This is a genomic window from Qipengyuania sp. SM2512, assembly GCF_054954005.1.
The window spans coordinates 673,080-694,953 of sequence record NZ_CM143134.1 but is presented as its reverse complement, the minus strand read 5'-3'; the positions used below and the strand labels follow the sequence as shown (position 1 = coordinate 694,953).

General features: G+C 60.9%; 20 protein-coding genes and 5 pseudogenes. 3 read left to right on the top strand and 22 right to left on the bottom strand.

What is annotated here, in order from left to right:
- Nucleotides 1-548: 548 nt before the first annotated feature.
- From ACQ5J0_RS03575 to ACQ5J0_RS03535, 9 genes are all read right to left on the bottom strand, one after another.
- On the bottom strand, nt 549-1,091 hold the full coding sequence (locus ACQ5J0_RS03575; protein ID WP_462569147.1) for a hypothetical protein: 543 nt from the start codon (nt 1,089-1,091) through the stop codon (nt 549-551).
- Nucleotides 1,092-1,204: 113 nt separating this feature from the next.
- A complete protein-coding gene (locus ACQ5J0_RS03570; RefSeq protein ID WP_462569145.1) occupies nt 1,205-1,999 on the bottom strand; it encodes a hypothetical protein in 795 nt (264 codons plus the stop codon).
- Between the two features lie 11 nt (nt 2,000-2,010).
- The gene (locus ACQ5J0_RS03565; RefSeq protein ID WP_462569144.1) at nt 2,011-2,688 is read right to left on the bottom strand and encodes a hypothetical protein; all 678 of its coding nucleotides are present in this window, start codon (nt 2,686-2,688) and stop codon (nt 2,011-2,013) included.
- A gap of 191 nt (nt 2,689-2,879) precedes the next feature.
- Nucleotides 2,880-3,734, bottom strand: coding sequence for a 3'-5' exonuclease family protein (locus tag ACQ5J0_RS03560; protein ID WP_462569143.1), 855 nt, complete (start codon nt 3,732-3,734; stop codon nt 2,880-2,882).
- Nucleotides 3,735-3,827: 93 nt separating this feature from the next.
- Nucleotides 3,828-4,721 carry a 3'-5' exonuclease gene (locus tag ACQ5J0_RS03555; RefSeq protein ID WP_462569142.1) on the bottom strand — a complete coding sequence of 298 codons (894 nt, stop codon included), beginning with the start codon at nt 4,719-4,721 and terminating at the stop codon, nt 3,828-3,830.
- A 215-nt stretch (nt 4,722-4,936) separates the two neighbouring features.
- Nucleotides 4,937-5,587 carry a hypothetical protein gene (locus tag ACQ5J0_RS03550; RefSeq protein WP_462569141.1) on the bottom strand — a complete coding sequence of 217 codons (651 nt, stop codon included), beginning with the start codon at nt 5,585-5,587 and terminating at the stop codon, nt 4,937-4,939.
- A 312-nt stretch (nt 5,588-5,899) separates the two neighbouring features.
- Entirely contained in the window at nt 5,900-8,509 is a 2,610-nt protein-coding gene (locus ACQ5J0_RS03545; RefSeq protein ID WP_462569140.1) for a relaxase/mobilization nuclease domain-containing protein, read from the bottom strand.
- Nucleotides 8,509-8,994, bottom strand: coding sequence for a hypothetical protein (locus ACQ5J0_RS03540; protein WP_462569139.1), 486 nt, complete (start codon nt 8,992-8,994; stop codon nt 8,509-8,511). Before ACQ5J0_RS03540 ends, ACQ5J0_RS03545 begins: the two co-directional genes overlap by 1 nt.
- 123 nt (nt 8,995-9,117) lie before the next feature.
- Nucleotides 9,118-10,032 carry a hypothetical protein gene (locus tag ACQ5J0_RS03535; RefSeq protein WP_462569138.1) on the bottom strand — a complete coding sequence of 305 codons (915 nt, stop codon included), beginning with the start codon at nt 10,030-10,032 and terminating at the stop codon, nt 9,118-9,120.
- Between the two features lie 372 nt (nt 10,033-10,404).
- Here ACQ5J0_RS03535 and ACQ5J0_RS03530 point away from each other — a divergent pair.
- Nucleotides 10,405-11,321: pseudogene (locus ACQ5J0_RS03530) on the top strand (tyrosine-type recombinase/integrase).
- A gap of 4 nt (nt 11,322-11,325) precedes the next feature.
- Nucleotides 11,326-11,520 (top strand): annotated as a pseudogene (locus tag ACQ5J0_RS03525) (transposase zinc-binding domain-containing protein); the annotation flags it as partial.
- Nucleotides 11,521-11,601: 81 nt separating this feature from the next.
- Here the strand turns inward: ACQ5J0_RS03525 and ACQ5J0_RS03520 are convergent.
- The 7 genes and pseudogenes from ACQ5J0_RS03520 to ACQ5J0_RS03490 form a co-directional block, all read right to left on the bottom strand.
- Nucleotides 11,602-12,591 carry a tyrosine-type recombinase/integrase gene (locus ACQ5J0_RS03520; protein ID WP_462569137.1) on the bottom strand — a complete coding sequence of 330 codons (990 nt, stop codon included), beginning with the start codon at nt 12,589-12,591 and terminating at the stop codon, nt 11,602-11,604.
- A complete protein-coding gene (locus ACQ5J0_RS03515; RefSeq protein WP_462569136.1) occupies nt 12,588-13,493 on the bottom strand; it encodes a tyrosine-type recombinase/integrase in 906 nt (301 codons plus the stop codon). Before ACQ5J0_RS03515 ends, ACQ5J0_RS03520 begins: the two co-directional genes overlap by 4 nt.
- Nucleotides 13,493-14,242, bottom strand: coding sequence for a tyrosine-type recombinase/integrase (locus ACQ5J0_RS03510; protein WP_462569135.1), 750 nt, complete (start codon nt 14,240-14,242; stop codon nt 13,493-13,495). Before ACQ5J0_RS03510 ends, ACQ5J0_RS03515 begins: the two co-directional genes overlap by 1 nt.
- Nucleotides 14,239-14,721, bottom strand: coding sequence for a hypothetical protein (locus tag ACQ5J0_RS03505; RefSeq protein ID WP_462569134.1), 483 nt, complete (start codon nt 14,719-14,721; stop codon nt 14,239-14,241). The genes ACQ5J0_RS03510 and ACQ5J0_RS03505 overlap by 4 nt, the downstream gene beginning before the upstream one ends.
- A 145-nt stretch (nt 14,722-14,866) precedes the next feature.
- Nucleotides 14,867-15,061: pseudogene (locus ACQ5J0_RS03500) on the bottom strand (transposase zinc-binding domain-containing protein); the annotation flags it as partial.
- Nucleotides 15,062-15,096: 35 nt separating this feature from the next.
- Nucleotides 15,097-15,882: pseudogene (locus ACQ5J0_RS03495) on the bottom strand (tyrosine-type recombinase/integrase).
- A 129-nt stretch (nt 15,883-16,011) separates the two neighbouring features.
- Nucleotides 16,012-16,239, bottom strand: coding sequence for a hypothetical protein (locus tag ACQ5J0_RS03490; RefSeq protein WP_462570160.1), 228 nt, complete (start codon nt 16,237-16,239; stop codon nt 16,012-16,014).
- Here ACQ5J0_RS03490 and ACQ5J0_RS03485 point away from each other — a divergent pair.
- On the top strand, nt 16,175-16,342 hold the full coding sequence (locus ACQ5J0_RS03485; RefSeq protein WP_462569133.1) for a DUF5131 family protein: 168 nt from the start codon (nt 16,175-16,177) through the stop codon (nt 16,340-16,342). The two genes, ACQ5J0_RS03490 and ACQ5J0_RS03485, sit on opposite strands and share 65 nt — an antisense overlap.
- Here the strand turns inward: ACQ5J0_RS03485 and ACQ5J0_RS03480 are convergent.
- The 6 genes and pseudogenes from ACQ5J0_RS03480 to ACQ5J0_RS03455 all read right to left on the bottom strand — a co-directional run.
- Nucleotides 16,294-16,422, bottom strand: a pseudogene (locus ACQ5J0_RS03480) (transposase); the annotation flags it as partial. The gene ACQ5J0_RS03485 and the pseudogene ACQ5J0_RS03480 overlap by 49 nt on opposite strands.
- Nucleotides 16,423-16,929 (bottom strand): aldo/keto reductase, encoded by a 507-nt coding sequence (locus ACQ5J0_RS03475; RefSeq protein ID WP_462570048.1) that lies wholly within the window; start codon nt 16,927-16,929, stop codon nt 16,423-16,425.
- A complete protein-coding gene (locus ACQ5J0_RS03470; RefSeq protein ID WP_462569132.1) occupies nt 16,850-17,416 on the bottom strand; it encodes an aldo/keto reductase in 567 nt (188 codons plus the stop codon). Before ACQ5J0_RS03470 ends, ACQ5J0_RS03475 begins: the two co-directional genes overlap by 80 nt.
- Before the next feature lie 213 nt (nt 17,417-17,629).
- On the bottom strand, nt 17,630-18,601 hold the full coding sequence (locus ACQ5J0_RS03465; protein WP_462569131.1) for an alpha/beta fold hydrolase: 972 nt from the start codon (nt 18,599-18,601) through the stop codon (nt 17,630-17,632).
- Nucleotides 18,601-20,235 carry a flavin-containing monooxygenase gene (locus tag ACQ5J0_RS03460; RefSeq protein WP_462569130.1) on the bottom strand — a complete coding sequence of 545 codons (1,635 nt, stop codon included), beginning with the start codon at nt 20,233-20,235 and terminating at the stop codon, nt 18,601-18,603. The genes ACQ5J0_RS03465 and ACQ5J0_RS03460 overlap by 1 nt, the downstream gene beginning before the upstream one ends.
- Entirely contained in the window at nt 20,232-21,845 is a 1,614-nt protein-coding gene (locus ACQ5J0_RS03455; RefSeq protein ID WP_462569129.1) for an acyl-CoA synthetase, read from the bottom strand. The genes ACQ5J0_RS03460 and ACQ5J0_RS03455 overlap by 4 nt, the downstream gene beginning before the upstream one ends.
- Between the last annotated feature and the right edge of the window lie 29 nt (nt 21,846-21,874).

Below are 21,874 nucleotides of genomic sequence, written 5' to 3'. Positions count from 1 at the left end.
CTCCAGAAGTTGAGAATTCGTAAAGATGGGGCAAGAAACCGTGGCTTTGCCCGGTTTGGCTTAGCCGGTTCAGAGGGACGCGAACAAAACTGATCGCGTCCCCCTGAACCGGCATCCGCCTACGGCGGATGCGCCCGACGAGTTCGATATCGGGCTTTTCCTTTCACATCTTCGGATTCGATCCTCGGCTGCGAAATGCAAAGTCCGTTTGCGTGTTCGAAATTCATTTTGGATTTCCTCTTTTTGCGCCGCCGGCGTCTGGAAGCTTTTTCCTTTCACTGACGATCATCAAAATCGTCGTCGTTCCAAAGATTTCAGGTCGGTCGCTATTGCGCCGTGACCGCGTGCCCCCGCCCGGGGTCAAGCGGCGAAGGTCCGCCAGCCAGGCGGGGCCTTCCCTGGGCCGGGTTCGCGAATGCGAAGAGGTCCCTCAAAAGCGCGCCGCTGGTGCGGCTCCATTTAAGGGGGATGGTGCGTGTTGACGCCTATCGCACTGACGGATGCGGATGCAAAAAAGGGGACGGATCATCGACCCGTCCCGGGCAGCGTCATGCGATCACTTTGCGCCTAGCCTTCTCGATCACCTGCCATGCTTGGTAGCTTGAGAGTAGCTGTCGGCGCAGAGGCGGTGTACAGCGTCGAAACAGCCAATATACCCAAACCGCCTGCGCTTCGTTTCCCAAATAGCCGAGCCGACCGAGCGGCGTCGAATGGCGGCTCGACAACTGCAGCCCGGCGACACCGCCTGCGTGCTGAAGGATGTGGTGCGGAATTGCTGCAAGCTGGGCCGTGCGAAGACCCGATCGAGGGATGCTCTTCATTATTTCGGCGCGGGACGGATCATGGCTCCTCCTCGCCCGGCTGCCAAAATCCTCTGCTTGATAATAGATGAGCGCGGTCGTTTCGGGCGTGAACAGGCCCTGCAGCCGTTCGCGCATGGCGTGCGGTGGATACCCAGCTCCATAACCATGTTCGTGGCATTCAAAACTCGCTTCGTGTCGACCACGCGCCGTGATGATGAAGGCTCCAAAGCCGAACGGTACGCACGGCTCGGAAGCCGCAGGGGCTGGCTGGATGGCGAGCGCGATCATGCGCTCGGGCGGTCGGTGTCGATGGGACGTTTGCATTTCGTATCTCCGTAGAGAGTGGGCGGCCTGGAACGCCGCCCGCTCTCGTTCTGTGGGACTTTACGGAAGGCTCGAGCCTAACCCGCGAGCGCGGGCAGGTCGGCAAAGGCGAGCTGCAGCAGGTGATCGCTCAACGCTTGGGCGCCTTCGCGGCCCACGAGAGCTCCCCACTCCTGCCACCTGTCGAGCCGGTGGGAGAGCCAGGCGAACAGCCGATCACGCGCATGATCTTCCGGAAAGCTCATCGACCAGAGCACGCGGGTGAGCGGGATATTGTCACCGATCTCGATACCGGTCAGCTTGATGCCGGGCTTGCGCATGATGCTAGCGCGGACAAACCGGAACGGCAGGCCACGGGCGAAGGTTTCCTGGCTTGCCAGCACGCGTTCGCGCTCTTCCCGGGTTTCACCACGATCGAGGCCAACCCGAGGAGCCAGCACAGGCAGACCGATCGGTACAGGCGCGCATTCGACCGACCTCGTCGAGGCAAGCATGACCAGGATTGCCCTGCCCTCCAGGGTGAGCGAACCGGTGAGGCCGCCATCGGTAAGCCCTGCACCATCGAGCCAGAGGCTGTAGTGGGTATGGAGTGCCCACGCCCCCTGGAACAGATCGATAGTCTTCTCTTCGATGTGGACGACCCGCCGGTCGATTGCAGCGAGCAGCGCGAGCAGAAATTCGAGCTGATCCTCCACATCCCAGCGGCTGCTATCGGCCATCCGCAGACGACCGCGCCACAGACAGTCGCGCACGCTGTCCCACGGGTTGCCGTGCTCATCGCGCAAGAGCGGATACCCATTCTCTTCAGCCTGCAGCCAATAGCCCCACGGCAGGTTGGGATTGCGGATCGCTTCGTAGGGAATATTTTCCATCTCGATACTCCTTAACCCAAGTCGTTCTTGGTCGTGGGGGAACCGAGCTGCAGCGGCGCACCGGCCTCGCCGCCGTCGCCGCCTGCAACGGAGCTGAGCCCTGCGGCGAGTTCGCGGGTCTGTTCGAACACGTAACCCAGATCGCGATAGACCTCGCCTTCCTCTCGGTGGAGGCGCGGCTTGCTGCCTTTGGGAACGTGATCGCCAGGCATCGAGGTGGAAAACCCAAACCACCATTTGTCATCATGGCCGGCGCGGTCCGCACCTTGCGGAGCACTACGATGCATCTGGACCGGCCTTGAGTGACACACTCGGACCCTCTCCGGCCCGTCGTTCGAACACAGCTCGGCATAGTCGATCCCTCGGTGGGGGGCCTTGCCGATTGCACTTGGCACAGCGTCGTAGGTGAAGCCCCACAACGGATGTCCCGGGTCGACCGACGCATAGCCACTCAGCGTGCCATCGCCCTGCCGCAAGATTATGCAGGCAAGACCGGTCGCCGGATCCGTCCAGGCGAGCTTGTCCGGCTCCTCGCCCCAGGGTCCCGGACCGGCGGGATGACGCTCGGGAATGAGGTAAAACTGCTCGGGACGGATCTCGGTATCGCCGATGGTCAACTGCTTGGGTACAGCAACGGCTTTGTGTCCGGTGCGTGCAATGGAGCGGGTCGAGGATTTCTTCTTGGTCACGATCGTAATTCCTTCAGATATGAAAAAAGCCGCTGTCCGGGCGGACAAGCGGCTGTCTGGATGACCTGCAAATTTGCAGGGTCGGTCGGCACTTCAGGTGTAAGATGGCGGCCCGTGCCAGGGCCGCTTATCATGTCGCGGTTAGGTCATATTTTCCTCCTCTTCTTCCGCTCGAAAAAAACTCGCCGGAGTTATGCTGCTTCCGGCAAACGATAGACGGCCCCGCGCAAGCGGGCGGCACTGTGTTTTGCACGCGCCCAAGGCTTGAAAGAGTTCGTTATGAAAGTGCTTTTAGGCAGAGCGCGCAGAGCTTCTTCAGCGAGCAACATGATGGCTGTCGGCTGGTCGCAGGTAACTCTCCCATGAGCCGCGAGATGACGGATCGCGACCACCGAGGTTGCGAGCACATCCGCCAGTACCTGATCAGCAACCAGGTCCCAGCATTCTGCCTCGACGAGTTTCCCGATCGATTTGCTCGGACTAGGCTTGGACGGGATACCCGCGCCTGCGCAGTATTCGGGAAGGTGAACCCGGGCAGCCTCAACCCCGGTTGCCGCACGCAGGTCGAGGCGAAGCGGCGTGAAAGGCGAAACCTCGCGCAGCTGAGGCGGGAGTACCAGTCCGTACCGTGCCGCCGCGGAACGCAGGACAGCAAAATCCCGTGCCTCTCCGCCCCATGTGGTCACGATGGCATCCGGCTCGGTTCCGAGCGCGTCAAACAGACGAGAGACGATGGTTCGCTCATCAAGGGCGTCGCAGGTGAGAACGGTGGGCTTCGTGATCTCAGGCAAGTCCGAGTTCGGCCTGAACTCCAGTGTGAGCCAAGACGCTGCGGCGATCCGGTCGAAGGGCCAACGCGGATCCCCCTTTTCGTTCGACGATCCCTCGGCGCCGACATACCCTGCATGCGCATTGCGGTCCCAGGAGAACTCGACATCGAAAACGAACAAGGTGAGCGGCTGTCGGACTTGGCCCTCACGCTTGCGGGTGGCAAACAAATAAGCCTCGCGCTCGAGCTCGGCGATTGCTTCGTCTTTCATAATCATGATTATAATACCTCTGCCTACGCAAAGCCCCGCCAACGGGGCGGGCCTCGGAGTGGATTGTTGGGAGGGAAATAAACGTCGGACCACTGAGTATCAGCGGTGCCGCTCGCAAGCGCTTACTGTGCGCAAAACGGGCGCCGGAATGCCTTCGATCTGGAACCAGGTCTGCTCGTGTTCGACCGCAAGCGGATCAAGCTCTTTCGCCCAGAATTTCGGGGGACCTTGATGCCAGTGATATCCTCGGCCTTTGAGGCGATCCTTGGCGCTGAACGGAGCCCCCCTCGCCTCGACCATGATCGTTGTACGGTCGGCGGCTTCAAGCAGGCGCTGGAGATGAGTGCGCGACGGCCCCTTCAGCCGGCCGGTGCGGCTCTCGCGCAGGAGCCAGAATAGCGACCACACATCCTCCGCGGCCCGGTGCGCGCCGGAGAACCAACCATGCTGCATCAACAAGGCGGTCTGCGCACGTCCATCAAGGCCAAGTTTGAGCCACGGGATATCGCGCATGGAACATGCCCACGGCTTGGCGGCGATCGAAGGGTAGCGCCGCTCCAACCACGCTACTTCGAATTGGCAATTGTGAGCGACCACCAGGTCAGCACGGTCGAGCATTCCCGCAACCATCGCGTCGGGAATTTCGTGGCCGGTAAGATGCTGATTGGCGAGGCCGGTTAGCATCGTGATTTCGGGGTCCAGCGGGACGCCCGGATCTTCCTTCCAGGAGAGCGGCCCGAAGTGGCCAACAACCTCACCGTCGTCGTTCACGAAAACCATCATCAGAGCGAGTTCGATGATCTTGTCTCGATCAGGGTCGAGACCCGTAGTTTCCAGGTCGATTATGCAGACGCATTTCCCATCCGGCGGAGCGCCATTGCCAGGCATGTCGCTGAAAGGTTTTGGCACCGCACGCAGGACTCGAAAATTCTCGTCGTTTTCGAGATGCCGTGCGGTAGCGTCGTGGTCTGGGTTCAGATGATCGGTATTCATATTTATGCCTTTCGGTTCGTTGCCGAACCGGCGAGGCGGGAGCTTGAGCGTTTACACTCATTTTCCCTTCACCCTGCCGGTTCACCCGACAGGCCTCCACTCCAGTCTTTTCATCGTTCGCATGACGCCGCGCTGGCGGTCATGTTTTCCTGTTGCGGATATAAAAAAGGGGCGGCCTCTCGGCCGCCCCGCTGAATACCGTTCACGAGGACGTGCTACTCTTCGTAGTCGTATCGCGACATGTCGATGGAGCACTCTTCATCCTCCTTGCATGCGTGCGTCCCCTGCGCGCGCTCGCTTCGAACGGACGCCATGCCCAACCTGCCGAGCAGGGCATCGTGCTGAATGCGGATTTCGTCGAGCCGTGCTTCGGCGAGATCCGCGCGCGCCTTTTCGGCCGCCGCCTTTCGGGCGAGTTCTACAAGGTCCTGCGCCATCGTCTCGGCCTTACCGCCCGCCTGCACGCGAGCCTCGCGTTCGTGGTCGAGCTCGCCTTCAAGGAGAGCGATCTTCTCGCACAGCGCGGTCTCAGTCTGATCGCTGCGCTGACGCTCCCCGTCGATAGTCTTCCCGGTGAGCTCCAGCGCGACACGAACCATGTCCTCGACACCGGCGCGCAACCGCTCTTCGAGTTCTTCTCGCAGGCCAGCGGGCGCTCGCCGAACGTGCTGAATGCCCTGCGCCTCCATGCGCTTCTTCCAGTCGTTTACCTTGGCGTAGATCGACTGATTGCCTTTTGGCATACCGAGCGCGGTGGCAACGGCGTTCCCATGCACCTGGTGGAGATCGCCTCCGGCCTCTCTCAACAACCGATTGGCGATCGCATCAACAACGGGCTGGGTCTTCCAATCTTCCTTCTTGAGCATGATTTCGTATCTTTCCTGTCAGCTCCAGCGAAAGCAGCGAATGTCGCTGGGTTCGCCGGTTGATATCCTTCGTCAGCCGGATGCTCATTGCGGCCGGCACTTATCGGGAAAGATCGGCGGTTTTCTCACTCGCTCGAATGCTTGCTCTGCAGCGAAGGCAGCGAATTGGGCATTGTCGATGATGCGATGTCGGAAGGACGGGCAAAAGCCGGTACTGATAGGAAGCGAAGCGAGTACGCACGACGACCGCGCGATTACGATCTTCGTATGCTACGGCGAGCCGGATCCCGAGGATGAGGAGGATGATCGCGGTCATCGTTCGAAACCGTTTGGACGGGGAGGACCAGGTCGTCGCGATTGTTCCCGGAGACTCCGATCTTTCCTGGCAGCCGGACGGGGGGTCGAGGTCGCCGTGCGGGAAGCCATATCCGATGCCAACTCGGGAACGGCATTTTTCGACGGCATAATCGCGGGATTCACGGGCGATCGATTACCTATGGCGATGGCGGTATTGGCCCGCTCGTAGGCGTGCATCTGACGCCCAATGGCCTTGGCAAGTTGTGGGTCCTTGTTCCAAAGCGCGTGAATTCGGCTCAGCTCTCCAGGTCGCGCGTTCTCGTTATACGCAAACCTGTCCGGCCTCGCCCGTGCAACGGCGATCAGGCGCAGGAATGTCGGATCGGACCGCTGAGCTTCCCAAAAGGCTGCTGCCCATGAAGCGTTGCTTCCCAAAACCTTGAGTTCGCCCTCCTCGATCGAAGCGGCTCCAGCGACGATTGCGGCTGCGATCCATCGCCGGCGCTCGATCTGGATCGCCTCTATCGCCGCAAGATCCCGCTGGACAGCAGGGTCAAGAAGCCGATGGGGCTTGTCCCCGAAAGCCTCGACCAGAACGCGATCGTCGAGGAAACGCCAGTGAAGCCCTTCGTGGGACGCACGATAACGCGATGGCGCCAACCAGAGCTTGTCGTGGTCGATTTCATTGGCAAGCATACGCCGTGTTTCGAGCGTTGGGTCGGCCGCATTCGCGCCCAGACTGGAATTTTGCACGTCTAGAACATAGTCCGTGAGGAGTTTGCCAGTGTGCAACGGATGACCGGGTTCAACAAAGGCGCGCATGCGCTCGCCGCGCCAGTGGCGTTCGCCGTGGACGCTCGACCGGTTCCCTTTTCGATCGCCGTAGGTGTCGTGATAAGCGCGACTTGATGCGACAATGCTACGGGCCGAACCTGCGCAGGCCGATCGGAAATGCGCCTTGGCGAGTTTCTTCAACGGTCCTTTCTCGAGCGCAATCTTTAGTTCGGCTGCAATCCTTGCGAGTCCCTTTCGGATTTTCTGCGTCGAAGCGAACCGCAGGCGCATGAAGCGATGCCTAGCGAGCTTGAGCGCGTCGATCCGCGCCCTGCGCTTTTGCGACACGATCTCGATCGTCCGCAGCCGCTCGACAAAGGCGAGCTCTTCGCCATACCAGAACTTCCGGGCCTCCTCGGTCGCTTCGATCCGGTAGCGATCTTCAAGTTCGCGCCGCTCCTCATCTTCCCGCAGCGTTTTGCTCGGCGAAGATTTACCGGCAGGCGGCCCCCAGAGAAGTGCCAGCGTATCTCCTGTCTCTTCGGGGAAGACGCGAGAATCCCTGAAGGGCTTCGACACGGATTTCTCCAGCATCTTGACCTTGGCCACTTCCCTTTCATGAGACCGGCGGCGCTGAGCCCGCCGCTCGTTGACGTTATTGCCCTTCTCGACGTCCCTCATCCTGCGATAGAAATGTGCGTTGTGTTTTTCGAGATGGTCGGCGAGTTCCTTGCACTCCTCGATCTCTGCTCGTCGATCGGCGAAGCGATCACGCTCCTCATTGGTCAGCTTCTCGAACCGCGGCATCACGAATTTGCGAACCGCGAGACCGGGAGCGGCGGGCAGGTATCCGCCTTCTAGACGGTTGCCCAATTTTTTTAGCGTTGCGTTGCTGTAGGCCTTGCCTGCCGCGATGGACTGCCCTTGTGCGTGCTGCCCCGCTTCAGGAAGATAGTCGTTGGCAACAATCCGCGCACCGCTTTGGCCAGAAACGTATTTCAGCCCGACCCGCGCGAGGCTTTCATGCATCTGCTCTGCGGTATCCGACTTCATGATGCGAGGCGTGGCCAGGACTTGGACGGCCCGTTCCATCTCCCACTCCTCGCCGGACTGCTCCATATGCGCAGCGTAATTGTCCCGCTTCCAAGCCTTGTGGGCTTTCTGGGCGGCAACGATCTCGGAACGACCGAGAATCTTGCCGTTCTCGTCCGCAACCTTGATGTCCGAAAAGGTGTGATACACCCCGGTTCGATCCGCAACGAACCGGCGATTGGGTTCGGGCTCGAGACCCAAGTCGCGCTCGATGATCGCCATGGCGATCTGACCGGCTTCTTTCCACCAGTCCTGACCGAACGTGACCGGCCGGTCTTCTCCCGCCAGGAAGCTGACCACCAAGCCATGCATGTGATCGTTGTCGGTGTCGCGATGGTCGGCCCATACTGAAGGGCAGTCCTCGACGCCCATGACGCGGCAAACGACCAAACGGACATGTTCGAGTTGCTCTGGCGTCAGATGCTCGCCCTCGCGGCTGCTGACGGCTATATGCCAGAAGCGTTTCAGGCCGGCGCGCGCGCCGTAGATTGCGATCTCCTGCGACTGGCCTTCCGGATCCTCGGAGACAAGGTTGTAGGCGTGCCGTCCTTCTATCCGGTGCCCCTCGGCGCTGTCTGTGTTCACATAGTCGCCGACCGGTTTGACCTTCCCCATCACCGCAATGTCCTCGGCGCTCAACTGGATGTCGAAGATGTATCGCGCTCGCGAGAGTGACGTCGAGAAAGCGAGGTCCTGCTTCAGCTTCGGGCTGGCAACGCCATTGAGTCCGCTATCGTATCGCCAAATATTGATAACCATCAGCGGCTCTCCCGCTTCTCGACCATCGGAACCAAGCGGGACTGTTCCTGCCGCTGCGCGAGCAGGCCGCGCAGCTTGCACGCCTCATCCAGCAAGGCGCTAATGGTCGTTCTGGCGTCCTCGATTAGTTCAACCAGTTCCCCATGCCGCTGCCTCGCGAGCAAGCCTAGAAGCGCGTGCTCCGGGTCATCGTCATGGATGTCTTGTGCGCGCGCCAAATCATCGTCCAGCCGCATTTCAAGCGCGGCAAGCGCGTCGCCGAAACACTTCTCACGCGCCGCCATTGCCAGCAGTCTCGCGCCGACATCGATCGCTACGTCGCGCAAGCCCGAAGGATAGAAAATCCGATCCCGGCAATACTGTCCGACCCCTTTGTCGGGCACCTCTCGCTGGATCTGCGCTTTCTGCTCGGCGGTTACGTAAAACTTGATATAGGGACGCTTTACGGGATTCTTTGATGGGGCTGGAACCTTCCTAACGGCCATGGCCAAACCTCCCTTCGCCCGTTGCGCGGGCGTCATAAGAAACGCCGTCACGGAGCTTCAGCGACACGATGGCGAAACGTGTGGGGCACCCACACCCATCCTGTAGAAAAAACTGGCCCCGTTTCACGGATTTGCCTCCGGCAGCGGGAGCCCGATTTGGTCGAAGACAAGTTTGATGCAACGCGCGACATCGGCGCTGCGCGCCATGGCCTCGCGCGTTGCATCTGCATCGTTGGACAGATCTGTTGCCCTAGCGACGAGCTCGGCGTCGGGCGCGTCCCTCAGGGCTCCGAAAAAGTTGTTCGCAAGCGTTTCGCCTTTGCGAAACGCGCTGGAGGGAAATGCAGGGCGCCGAAGGGCGTCCGTAGGTTCGGCCTGCGCCTTATGGGAGCTGGACGGTTGCTCGGAATGAAAGGACCGCCGCGTCAGCTCTGGGGCAGACTCTGCATCAGCCCGGTAGTTCTGGGTCGCCCCAGTTCCATGAGCGTCTAATCGCACAAAGTCGGTCGCATGATCGGGAGGCGAGGCCACCGCCGCATTCTCGGCCCCTCGTTTAATGTCCGGTTTATCGCGCTTCGCCGCTAGGCGTCGACCGTACTCATCATCAACCCGCGCGCTCCAGCCGCCGTCAGCATCGCCCGGCCAACTGGAATTCATCGTCGGTTTGCTCAAGAGCCATTGCAGCACCGGAGACTGATAGCCATCGCGCGTGATATACCGGCGGTCTTTCACCCACTGCAGCCAGCGTTGGAGTTCCTCTTTCTGCTCGTCGGTAAGAGAACAGGCCGCTGCGACTCGTTCGGCTATCGCCTTCGGATTGAACCGCTTGGTCGGCTTGGCATGGATTTGTTGCGCATCTTTGAATGCGTAGGCAATGGCGCGATACGGAAAACCTGGCGAAAGAACTGGCTCGTCGGGGTCGATCGCGCTGCCTCCGAATTTTTCACGCAAGGCTTTGAGCCTAATCGCTTCCTTCTCGCCCGCCGTCTGCCTACGGCGTTGCGGCCGCTTCGGTTTCTCTTCGTTCTCTCCGGACATTCTTCTTCTCCCTAAGGTCGATGATACCTTGTAGGATGAGTTGACGAGAATGAGTAACGCGGGCACGCCAATCGCGTGGATGTGCGAAATCGGAAAAGGAAAATCACGCTCCGATCCGCAGGACGGGCCGATCCGAAGTATTCCCGCCTCACTAACCGTGACCCAAGACCCGGCCGTCCATCATATAGCGTGCGCCGCGCGAGTGGACGCTCCGTGAAGCAATACCGAGGTCAGCTAATGGGCCGACGCACGAACCGCTTCGCGGATGGGAGCTGCCGGTGAGGCGAAGGTAAACAGCGAGCGCCGCGCATGGATTGAGCAAAGTCGCACATTGGCAGAGCATTTCGGCTCCTTCAACCAAGGAGTCGAACGATGAACGAGCTTATTCCTGTTGCCCCCGCCGCGCCCCTCAGCCCGCTGCGCCAGCGCCTGATCGACGACATGAACATGCGGCACTTCAGCCGCGAGACGCAGCGCAATTATGTGCGCGATGTCGGGCGGTTCGCCACTTTTCTCGGACACCCCCCGATACCGCAACCGCCGAAGATCTGCGCCGCTTCCAGGTCGAGCAGCGCAAAGTCGGGATGCCGGTACCCACCATGAACAGCATCATCGCGGCGCTACGCTTCTTCTTTACCCACACACTTGACGGGCCCGACCTCGCCCGCCGTCTGGTGCGCATGAAGCAGATCCGCAAGCTGCCGGTGGTGCTGAGCCGCGACGAGGTGACGCGCCTGCTGAACGCGACCACCTGCCTGAAGCAACAGGCTGCGCTGTCGGTCGCCTATGGTGCGGGCCTACGCGTCGCCGAGGTCTCGATGCTCAAGGTGCGCGATATCGACAGCGAGCGGATGCTGCTGAGGGTCGAGCGCGGCAAAGGCGGGCAGTACCGCAACGCGATGCTCCCGGCGGACCTGCTGAAGCTCCTGCGTCAGTGGTGGAGACTGGGCCACGAACAGGGCGTGATGCACTCCGATGGTTGGCTGTTCCCCGGCCAGCACGCGCTGAAGCCGATCTCAACCAAGCAGCTCCACCGTGTCGTGGCCGAAGCCGCCCAGTCGACCGGAATCGCCAAGCGCGTCAGCCCGCACACGCTGCGACACAGCTTCGCAACGCACCTGCTCGAGGACGGCATCGATATCCGCATCATCCAGGCGCTGCTCGGCCATGCCAAGCTGGAGAACACCGCGTTCTACACGAGAGTGGCAACGCGCACGGTGCGTGCGGTGACCAGCCCGCTCGACAAGCTTGGCCTGTTCCTACCCGAACCGGAGGCGCCTCCCGGTTGAGCCGGTGCGCACCGGCCACGAGGTCGCCGACGTTTTCCGCGCTGCCGGCCCTGCGTACCGGACCGCCCACGCGGGACATCTGAGCTTGCATCAGCTGAAGGTCATGTCGGCGATCGAGCATTGCCGCACCGCTGCCCTTGGCGGGCACGTCGAGGCCTGCACCGACTGCGGCCATTGGCGGATCGCCTACAACTCTTGCCTTATGGGCATTTCCGGTAATGGGGAGTTGGCGGCGATCTGGTGGCTCTTTCACACATTTCGCCGCCTGCTCAACTCACCATTACGAAGTGCTCTTTAGCAATGCCATCAGCTTGTCGATCGGTTGGAACGTTCCGCGCCGCAGATGCGGTGGCACAATCGCTTCCATGGCTTCGAGCTTTTCGGTCGGATCGCCGCGCGTATAGACCTCGGTGGTCGTCAATGTAGCATGGCCGAGCCATAGCGATACTTTCCGGATGTCTTGTGTCGCCTGCAGGATGATCATCGCGCAGGTGTGCCTGAGTACATGAGGCGAGACGCGCTTTTTGGCGAGACCTTGCTGTTGGTGAGCCGCCACCGCGGCGTGCTGCTTGAGCAGATAGGCAAAGCCCCATCGGCTCAGAGGTTCACCACGGGCGCTAATGAACACTTCGGGTGTCGCCACCTTTCCGCGAATGGCGAGCCAGGTGCGCAGTGCGGTGGCCGCCGGCTTCCACAGCGGCAGCACTCGTTCCCGCCTGCCCTTACCAACAACGCGTATGCTCATCGACGATATGTCGATATCGTCGACCTTCAGACTTGTCAGTTCCGAGACGCGCAATCCTGCACACACGGCCACATGCAGCATGGCTCGGTCGCGGATGCCGTCGCGCGTAGTCGGATCCGGAGCATTGAGCAGCGCTTGCAGCTCTTCGCGCAGCAGACAGGGAACGAGACGCGTGTCCGTCTTCTTGAACGGAATCGCCAGCACGCGGCGAACTTGATCGAGCGCTGCCGGTTGCCGGTATTCGAGGAAGCGGAAGAACGACTTGGTGGCTGCCAGACGAACATTTCGCGTCACGGCGGCATTCTTGCGCTTATCCTCGAGATGCTCGAGGAAGGCGCTGACCAATCCGGAGTCGATCTGCTCCAACATCAGCTTGGATGGTTTACTCTTGAGCCTTGCAGCGGCGAACTCGAACAGTAGTTGGAAGCTCTGGGCATAGGAATCGCACGTGTGGCGGCTGGCGCCCCGCTGATGGACAAGTGTTTCGCGCATGAACGTTTCGATGAGGGGAGCGATCGGCGTCATGCTTGCGCTCCCTCTGACAAGAACGCTTCTCCCGACGCGGCTATGTCGCGCACAAGGTCAGCGGCTGCTTCCAGGCACCAGTAGGTGGAGTAGATGTTGACGTCTCCCATATACGTCGCGAGCGCGACCATATGCGCACCGCATCCGGTTCGGCTCGACGGACTGCCTTGTAGCGCCCGCATCGTGAAGGTGTGCCGCAGATCGTGCAGCCGAGGACGCAACCCCGACGTTGACCGGATGCCAACTTTGCCTACCAGCCTGTCGAAGGTTTCTTTGACTGCAATGTAGCGCAGTGGCCGGCCATGCATGTTGGCGAACACGGGATCATCTCCCGAGCCGGGTCCGCGACGATCCAGGTAACCTTGCAAGCCTGCCGCCGCCGTCTCATGCAATGGCACGAGACGGGTCTTGCGGAACTTGGTCTCGCGGATCAGCAGACCGTCGCTAGTTACATCCGTGAACGTGAGCTTGAGTGCTTCGGAGATGCGCAGCCCCGTAGCCGCGAGCAGAGCGATCAAGGTCGCGTACGTCAGCGAGCGCAGGCATCCTTGAGGTCGCAGTCGGCCGGCAGCTTCGATCAGGCGACCAATCTCTGTGCCCGAGTAAATGTGCGGCGGTCGACGCCGTTTGCGGGCGCCGAAGTGATTGGCCGGGGGCAGCTCGTGCCGAAGGTCTTCGATGCGGATATGGCGCGCGAAGCGGCAAACGGTCTTCAGTCGAGCATCGCGTTGCGCAATGGACGGTCCGAGCGCGGCCCAGTCGATGGCTGTTTGCGTGTGGACATACGCGTGCCCGCGCTCGGCCGCCCAGGCGCCAAAGCTCTTGAGCAGGTGCTCGGCATTCGACATCGCAAAGCCAGTGGCGCGGCGCAGTGCGAGATAGGTCTCGATGGTTTCCAGCATCAGAGTGCCTCCGGCCAAGGCTGCGCCACCTGCTTCAGAAGAGTGACATCGGCTTTGGCGTAGTGGGCCGTCGTGTCGATGCCCCTATGCCGGACGACCAAGCCGATCTTGTCGAGTGGTACCCAATGGCGCAGCATCTCGGTCGCTGCGGTGTGCCGCAGGGCGTGCGCACCCTTGATGGGCGTCACGACGCCAGCCCGCTTCATAATACGCCTGACCACCGACGAGACGCCGTCACCGTTCAGGAACGGACGGCTCGGCGCGATCGTGCTCAGGAACACGCGATCGCTTCGACAGCACGACGGTCGGTATTCAAGATAGGCCGCGATCGCATCCCCGACCTCCTGGGGCAGCGGCAAGCGAACCTCATGGCGCGACTTGCCCGTCACCCGCAGCGAACCCGCCTGCCACTCGATATCGATGAGACGGAGCTGCGCCACGTCGCCGGCCCGCAGGCCGAGGCGAGCCAACAGGAGTACGATGGCGCGATCGCGCCGACGCGCGCTGGCGTCACCATCGCAGGCAGCGATCAACCGGCTGAGCTGTTCGCCCGAGAGATATCGCGGCATCTCGGCAAGCTGCCAATGGGCGTAGGCCGGAACGGCATAGTCGAGACCGGCCCGGCAGTGCCCTTGAACGGCAAGGTAGCGCAAAAATGCCCGTAGGCTCGTGGTCATCTTCTCGATGGTGCCGCGCCCGCATATGCTCGCGCGCTTCATGACGTAGCCGCGGATATCGGCGGGACTCACATCGGGTCCGTTTCGAGTTCTGCCATGATACTGACTGCATCGCGCGCGTAGAGCCCTATCGTCGCATCGGATGCCCCGCGATGTTTGCTTAGCCAGGTTCTAAAGCCTGCAACCAACGGCGGTTCGACAGACCGGATCGCCGCGGCTGCGGGTTTGCACACGCTTATTTCTTCGAGGTGACGACGGAAAAGCCTTGCGCCGTAAACGGTGTGGTGATTGCGCCGCCCTCCCTTGGCGCGCGGGCATCGGCACGTTCGCAGATGCTGTTCGAACGCCTCCAAATCGATGTCGCTGACGCTTGCATCGCGCTCAGCCGTTACATGGCCGATATGAGCTGCCGCCCGCAGATAACGCACGGCCGTCTCGGCGGCGTAGCCCTGCCGTTCGAGTGCAGTGGCGAAGCCATCGAGGTATGGCCCGCACGGCCCGCTGCGCAGAAGTTCCAGCATCTTCGGCGCAGAAAAGTAGGTCTCCAACATGATCGTCTCCGTTTGTGCGCGGCCATCAATTGCCGCGCCGACGGAGGCACAGGAGTGCGCTGTTATGTAGACAAAATGCGCGGCAATTCACGGAAAAATGGCCTGGCTGGCATACCAACTCCCCATTACTGGAAATGCCCATAAGGCAAGAGTTGTAAGCGACGCGAACATGCGCGCAGTCCTCGCAGGTCTCGACATGACCCCCAAGCGCAGCGGTTCGGCACAGCTCGATCGCCGACATGACGCGCCGCTCGATGCGGCCAAGATGGCCGTCATGGGCTTGCGCATAGGCATGGCCATGGAGGCGGAAAATATCCGCCACTTCCAGATCGGAACGCATGATCGCGGCTCAGGCGGGCGGCACCACCTCAGGGGTCAAACGATCAAACGGGCCTGCGCTGCAGCGATCGTAGTCGTGGCAACCTGGGTGTAGCGCGCAGTCGTCGAGAGACTGTTGTGCCCTAACAGCACCTGGATGATGCGGATATCGACGCCGCTCTCGAGCAGATGGGTGGCGAAGCTGTGGCGCAGCGTGTGCACGCTGACCTTCTTGGTCAATCCAGCCGCCTTGGTGGCTGACCGGCAAGCCGAATGGAGCACAGTCACGTTGATCGGCCTCTCGCCCCGGCGGGGAAATAACCAGCCAGTCGGGCGCGTCAGGCGCTAATACGTCCTCAGGATATCGAGCAACTGGGCCGAGAGCATAACCGTGCGATCCCTGGCGCCCTTGCCGTGGCGAACCTGCAGCAGCATCCGGTTGCTGTCGATATCGCCGACCTTCAGGCTCACCGCCTCCGATACGCGCAGTCCCGCGGCATAGGCAGTGGTCAGCGCGGCACGCGACTTCAAGGACGGCACCGCTTCAAGAAAGCGTACCACCTCGTCAGGGCTCAAGATCGCCGGCAGCTTGCGAGGCGTGCGCGCATAGGCGATCCGCTCAGGTGTCTCGCCCCGGTTTAACGTCACGCCATAGAAAAAGCGCAATGCGCACACGGTCTGGTTCAGCGATGGCCAGGAAATCCCCTGCGACACGAGATAGACCTGAAATGCCCGGACATCCTCCAGCCCAACCCGATCCGGTGAGCGTCCGAAATGGCGACTGAACTTCGTGACGGCGTGAAGGTAGGAACGCTGGGTGGCGGGCGACAAGTTGCGCAACATCATGTCGTCGATCATACGGCGGCGCAGCGGACTCACCGCTGTTGTGGTATCAGCCATGGGGTGGTCTCCTGGTTGAGGGTTGGTCCAAGCAACCAAACCAACTCATCAGGAGGCCATTCCGACCAATACTCACGTCTCTCCCGCGTCAGCGGGTTCGTTCAATCCCCGTCGAGTCAGATCGTGTGGAAACCGCTCTATTCTGTTGATTCCCATCATGTTCCAATCGACGTAAGAGCCGCGCGACAGGTGATCAGCGCACGAATCCACGCCGGGACGATGCAGCGAAACCGGCATGGCTGAAACGCAGATTGAATGGACGGACGCCACTTGGAATTCAGTCGCCGGATGCTCGATCATTAGCGCCGGATGCACGAACTGCTACGGGATCGCGAAGCGGCTCCAAGCGATGCGCACTCGGCCAGAGTCGCGCCGGTCGGCAATGCAGTCAGCAAGCCGCTGACAAATTCCCATCGCGCGTTCGGCCCGCGCCAGCAGAAGCACCCCTCCGTCCGAGGTCAATCGGCCACCGTCGAATGCGGCTCAGCCGTTCAACGCCTGCATCTGGAGCGCCGCATGGCCAGTGCCCGCGGCCGCTTCGGGAGGGAAGATCCTGTCAATCCGCGAGCGATCATCGGTCGTGATCCGGACGTCCATCGCTTTCACATTTTCCTCGAGCCGCGTACGCTTCCTTGTCCCGGGAATCGGCACGATGTCCTGGCCCTGTGCCAGAAGCCACGCGAGTGCCAACTGGGCGGGAGTGCAGCCCTTCTCACGGGCCGTTGCCTCCACCTCAAACACAAGATCGAGGTTCTTCTGGAAGTTTTCCCCCTGGAAGCGCGGCCCGGTGCGGCGGTAGTCATCCTCGTCCAGGTCCTCGATACGGCGAATCTGTCCGGTAAAGAAACCTCGCCCCAGCGGGCTGTAAGGAACAAAACCGATGCCGAGTTCACGTATTGTGGGTAAAATCTCATCTTCCGGGTCGCGACTCCAGAGCGAATATTCGGTCTGAAGTTCCGAAATCGGGTAAACCGCATGCGCGCGGCGAATTTTGTCGGGTGCGGCCTCGGATAGGCCCAGATATCGGACTTTCCCCGCCTTTGACCAGTTCGGCCATCGCGCCCACCGTATCCTCGATCGGTGTGTTCGGATCGACGCGGTGCTGATAATATAGGTCGATATAGTCGACTCCGAGGCGCTTCAACGAGGCATCGCAAGACTGGCGCACGTAGTCCGCGTCTCCGCGAATACCGAGAAATTCGCCATTCTCGCCGCGCACGTTGGCGAACTTGGTCGCCAGCACTACCTCCTCACGCCGTTCCGCTATGGCTTTGCCGACTAGAACCTCGTTGGTGAAAGGGCCGTACATGTCGGCCGTGTCCAGAAAGGTGACTCCCAGATCGAGGGCGCGGTGGATCGTCGCGACCGCCTCCGTCTGGTCCACACTTCCATAAAATTCCGACATGCCCATGCAGCCCAGGCCGAGGGCAGAGACCTGAAGGCCCTGCGAGCCGAGCTTTCGAGTGGCAATTTGCATTTGCAATTCCTTATCTGTTTGGGCACGCCCACCGTCCGGGGATTATTCCCCACCAGCCCAGCCTTGACAGCGACCAAACCTGCGGGGTCGCCGTTTTCGAACCTATGGTTGAGGTCGTAATCCGTTCCGCCGACCGAGGGCATCAATCTCCAATTCGCCGGGTTCTTGTCTCCTACGTTGACCCGACAACTCACTGGAACCACCGATCGGCCGCTAGTTGTTCCAAAGAGCCAGAACAGACCGCAACGCGGTTACGAATGCCAATGGCTGGTCGAGCATCAGGTGGTGTCGGGCCTCAGGAATGGCAATTATGGGAATATTAGCGCCACCAAGTTCGCGGATGTATTCCGCCGAGTCCCTTGTGAAGAGCTGGCTACTCTCCCCATGTACGATGGCCTTGCGGCCCGGGGCGCTCACCAGGCGCTGTCCAACCGTGAGCCATTCGTCCGGTTTGTTGCTCCTCCGAAAGACCTCAGGCGAGAACTTCCAGGTCCATCCGTCGCCATCCTGACGCAGGGAGTGATATGCCATGTAGTCCAGCAGGAATGGCTCGCCGACTGACTGGGGCGGAGAAAGGATGTATCGCGTTCGTGCCGTTTGGTAGCTCGGGTAACGGTTTTTAGGCTTATCGGGGTCGCCGGAGCCAGGGCTCGACCGTCTAAGGTTCCAGTATTGCTCGAGAAGCTCGGGCCGCATGATCATCAGATCGCAGACCACCACCCCGCAAAAGGCCTCCGGCGATTGGGTCACAGCGGTCAACGCGGCTCCTGCGCCGAAACTGTGCGCGACGATTGTAGGTTTCTGGCCGCCCTCGAACAAATCCAGCGCCTCGGCCATCTCGGCGAACTCCCGTCCCCTTCCCTCCAGATCGGCTCGCCCGCGCATTTCGCTGTCGCCCATTCCCGCGAGATCGAACGCCACCACATCGTAGTCTTCCGCGAGAAACGGCGCGATGAATGCAAAGCAACGCGCATGGGCGAGGAAGCCGTGACTCATCAAAACCTTGGGCTTGGCGCGATCGCCCCAGCGGAAGTAACGTGTCCTTGCGCCGTTGATCTCGACGAAGCCTTCCTCGCGTGGAACGTTGAGAGCCGCTACGAACCATTCTGGCAGATGTGAACCATCTCCCGCCCAGACTGGATCGATGTCGGCTGAAAGAGTATCTGTTCGGACCGTCTTATTCATCAGATTATGCAGCCCTCATTGGCAAATTTGCTGGTAGCGAAGCCGCGGTAGCCATCGCGCGCCACCTCTTCGCAGCTTGCTGCGTAAATCGATACGCTGGGGAAATTGATAAGCTGTCGTTTCTTGCCGGGAATGTTCGCGCCCATGTACCAAGAGTCCGCTTCGGGGAAGAGTGTCATCGCGCCGGCCTGCGCGACCATTTCGGTCCACGCTGCCTCTGCCTGCGGATCGGCCTCGAAACGGTCGAACCCTTCATCGCGCAGCCAGACCATGAAATCGCAGATCCAGTCACCCTGAATCTCGGCGCTCGTCGGGCCGTTGGAAAAGCCCGAAGGGCTTAGCGGGCCGTAAGCGAACAGCATGTTGGGAAACCCCGATACCGCCATTCCCAGATAGGCGCGCAAGCCATCTTCCCATGCTCGCGAAAGTCCACGGCCGCCAGTCCCGGCGATGTTCATGTCGATCAACCCGCCGCGCCCGGCGTCGAAGCCGGTGGCGAAAATGATGAGGTCGCATTCGACCTCGCCGTCTTGGGTTTTGATGGCGTGCGCCTCGATGCCGGTGATCGGATTCGCCCCGAGATCGACGAGTGAAACATTGTCTTGGGCGAAAATCTCGTAATAGTCCTGTTCTAGCGAAGGGCGCTTGGTGCCGAATGGATGAGGGGGCGCGAAAGGCGCGAGTTTCTCGGCCAGGTCGGAGTCTGTGATGCGTGCGCGAACCTTGTCGCGCCAGAAATCGTACGCATGCCGATTGGCTTTGCGATCAGTAAGCAGGTCGGCGAAGTTGGCGTACCAGAACCCCAGCCCGCCGCGCTGCCAGAGGGCTTCGAAGTGGGCATTGCGCGTCGCTTCGTCGACCTCCAAAGCAGAGACTTCAAGCGACTGGGCTTCAAATCCACCGCTTGTCAGCCGGCGCTGTTCGAAAATTGCGGGGTAGCCCTGCTTTTCGCGCTCCTGAACTTTCTTGGACAGGATCTCCTGCCGCATGGGCAGGGCCAGGATAGGGGTTCTCTGGAACAGGGTCAGCGTTCGCGCACATTTCGCCGCTTCCTGGGCGACCTGCACACCGCTCGCACCCGTTCCGATCACAGCAACCTTGCGACCATTCAGATCGATGCCTTGCTGCGGCCAGTGCGCCGTATGGCACCATTCGCCTGCCAAATCCTCAATGCCCGGAATGTCGGGGATATACGGCTTCGACGCGAAACCGAGGGCGGGTAAAAGGAAGCGAGTCGATACCGATTGCCCGCCCTCAAGCTGTAGATTCCATAGTCCCGGCCCCGCATCAAAATCGGCGCTTTCGACCCTCGATCCCATCCGCATCAGCGGCCAAAGCTTCAGCGTATCGCAGACATGCCGAAAATAGGCTCTCAGCTCTTCCCACCCGGGAAAGCGCTCGCTCCAGGACCATGATCTCCATAGCTCGGGCAGCGAAAATTCGTACAACGGAACCTGAGAATCCACGCGAGCGCCAGGGTAGCGGTTCCAGTACCAGATCCCGCCCGGCTCAGCCGCCGCGTCGACAAGCACCACGTTGAACCCGGCTTCGCGCAGCTTGTGCAGGAGGTAGATGCCGCTGAAGCCGGCGCCGACAACCACGGCGTCGTAATCGGGAGGTGTGCGCTCGGTCACGCCCCGAGGACCGCCTTTTCGGCGATCGATTTCGCGGTGCCATAATCTGGTTTGCCGTTCGATGCGCGCAGGGGGGTTTTTGTCGGATGGATGGACTTTGGCGTCTTGTAGCCTGCCAATTGCTTTCGGACATGGGCCCTGACCGCGTGCTCGTCGAACAGAGTGGCGTCGGTGAGATGGACGACTGCGGTAACGGCCTGGCCCCATTTGTCGTGTGGGACGCCGACGACCAGCGCGTCACCGATGGCGGGGTGGGTCTTGAGGATCTCCTCGACCTCTTCGGGGTAAACCTTCTCGCCAGCGGTGTTGATGCATACGCTGCCACGACCCAGCAAGGTGAGGCTGCCATCGGCCTCTACGGTGCACCAGTCCCCCGGAATGGAGTAGCGCACGCCATCGATGGTACGGAACGTCTTCGCTGACTTCTCGGTATCCTTGTAATATCCGGCGGGAATTGCACCCTTGCGAGCAATAAACCCCGGCACCCCGCTTCCCGGCTCCACTTTCCGGTCCTGTTCATCGAACACATCGCAGAATTCACCGATGCCGAACTTGGCCGTATTGGTGCCTCCTTGCGCGGTGGTGACCGAGAGGCCGAAACCAAGCCCCTCAGACGCGCCGAAGCTGTCCATCAAGACCACCTGAGGAATATGCCTGCAGAGCTCGGCCTTGACCTCCTTGCTCCACATCACACCCGACGAGATTATGGTCACGAGGCTGGTGGTATCCCAGCGGCCTGGGTGTTCATCGAGCGCGCGAAGCATGGGCTTGGCAAAGGCGTCACCCACGATCGCGATGCTTTCCACCTTGTGCCTGTTAACGGTTTCCCACATTTCCACAGCATCGAATGACGGATCACCCAGCGTGACGATGGCGCCTCCCGACATAAGCGTGCCGATCGCGGTGATGAAGCCTGTCCCGTGCATAAGCGGGCAGGCGGGAAGGGTTCGCCGACCCGGTCCTTCGCTCCGGATCAGCGCGACATTTTCTTCGAGCGTTTGGGGCACCGGGCCGATCAGCTTCTGCGCATCCAGCTGCGCCTTGCGCATGTCATCATGCCGCCACATCACCCCCTTGGGCATGCCGGTAGTCCCGCCAGTATAGATGAAAAGAAGATCGCCGGGCGAACGTTCGATGCCGAGCGCCGATCCGTCGCCTTCCTGCGCAAGGGTCTCATAGGGAACCGCAAACGGCGCGATATGCGAAGCGTCGCCAATTTCCACGAAGGTGTGAACCTTGCTTAAGCGCTCCTTGAGCGCGACGATGCAGTCTCTGAACTCCGAACTGTAGACGATCACCTCGCTGTCGGAATCGTCGAAGATGTATAGAACTTCATCGGCCTGGTAGCGGTAATTGATGTTTACATGGGTCAAGCGACCCTTGAAGCAGGCCGCCATCAACTCGCCGTATTCGGGGCGGTTACGCATATAGAAAGCGACCTTGGCGCCATCATCGGCTCCGCGTTTACGCAGCGCGCGCGCAACATTGTTCGAACGCGCGGACATTTCGGGCCATGTGACCATCCGCTCACCATGGATCAGGGCCGGCGCATCCTCTGGCATGGCTGGCTCGATCGCGTCGAGAATGTCGCCGAGATTCCATTCGATCACATCAGTTCTCCTCTCCGTACGGGCTGGCG

What these genes read in the sequence shown, in the direction of transcription:
- ACQ5J0_RS03575 (WP_462569147.1), bottom strand. Translation starts at nt 1,091, where the DNA reads ATGATCGCGCTCGCCATCCAGCCAGCCCCTGCGGCTTCCGAGCCGTGC.
- ACQ5J0_RS03570 (WP_462569145.1), bottom strand. Translation starts at nt 1,999, where the DNA reads ATGGAAAATATTCCCTACGAAGCGATCCGCAATCCCAACCTGCCGTGG.
- ACQ5J0_RS03560 (WP_462569143.1), bottom strand. Translation starts at nt 3,734, where the DNA reads ATGATTATGAAAGACGAAGCAATCGCCGAGCTCGAGCGCGAGGCTTAT.
- ACQ5J0_RS03555 (WP_462569142.1), bottom strand. Translation starts at nt 4,721, where the DNA reads ATGAATACCGATCATCTGAACCCAGACCACGACGCTACCGCACGGCAT.
- ACQ5J0_RS03550 (WP_462569141.1), bottom strand. Translation starts at nt 5,587, where the DNA reads ATGCTCAAGAAGGAAGATTGGAAGACCCAGCCCGTTGTTGATGCGATC.
- ACQ5J0_RS03545 (WP_462569140.1), bottom strand. Translation starts at nt 8,509, where the DNA reads ATGGTTATCAATATTTGGCGATACGATAGCGGACTCAATGGCGTTGCC.
- ACQ5J0_RS03540 (WP_462569139.1), bottom strand. Translation starts at nt 8,994, where the DNA reads ATGGCCGTTAGGAAGGTTCCAGCCCCATCAAAGAATCCCGTAAAGCGT.
- ACQ5J0_RS03535 (WP_462569138.1), bottom strand. Translation starts at nt 10,032, where the DNA reads ATGTCCGGAGAGAACGAAGAGAAACCGAAGCGGCCGCAACGCCGTAGG.
- ACQ5J0_RS03520 (WP_462569137.1), bottom strand. Translation starts at nt 12,591, where the DNA reads ATGACGCCGATCGCTCCCCTCATCGAAACGTTCATGCGCGAAACACTT.
- ACQ5J0_RS03515 (WP_462569136.1), bottom strand. Translation starts at nt 13,493, where the DNA reads ATGCTGGAAACCATCGAGACCTATCTCGCACTGCGCCGCGCCACTGGC.
- ACQ5J0_RS03505 (WP_462569134.1), bottom strand. Translation starts at nt 14,721, where the DNA reads ATGTTGGAGACCTACTTTTCTGCGCCGAAGATGCTGGAACTTCTGCGC.
- ACQ5J0_RS03485 (WP_462569133.1), top strand. Translation starts at nt 16,175, where the DNA reads ATGGCTGAAACGCAGATTGAATGGACGGACGCCACTTGGAATTCAGTC.
- ACQ5J0_RS03490 (WP_462570160.1), bottom strand. Translation starts at nt 16,239, where the DNA reads ATGATCGAGCATCCGGCGACTGAATTCCAAGTGGCGTCCGTCCATTCA.
- ACQ5J0_RS03470 (WP_462569132.1), bottom strand. Translation starts at nt 17,416, where the DNA reads ATGCAAATTGCCACTCGAAAGCTCGGCTCGCAGGGCCTTCAGGTCTCT.
- ACQ5J0_RS03465 (WP_462569131.1), bottom strand. Translation starts at nt 18,601, where the DNA reads ATGAATAAGACGGTCCGAACAGATACTCTTTCAGCCGACATCGATCCA.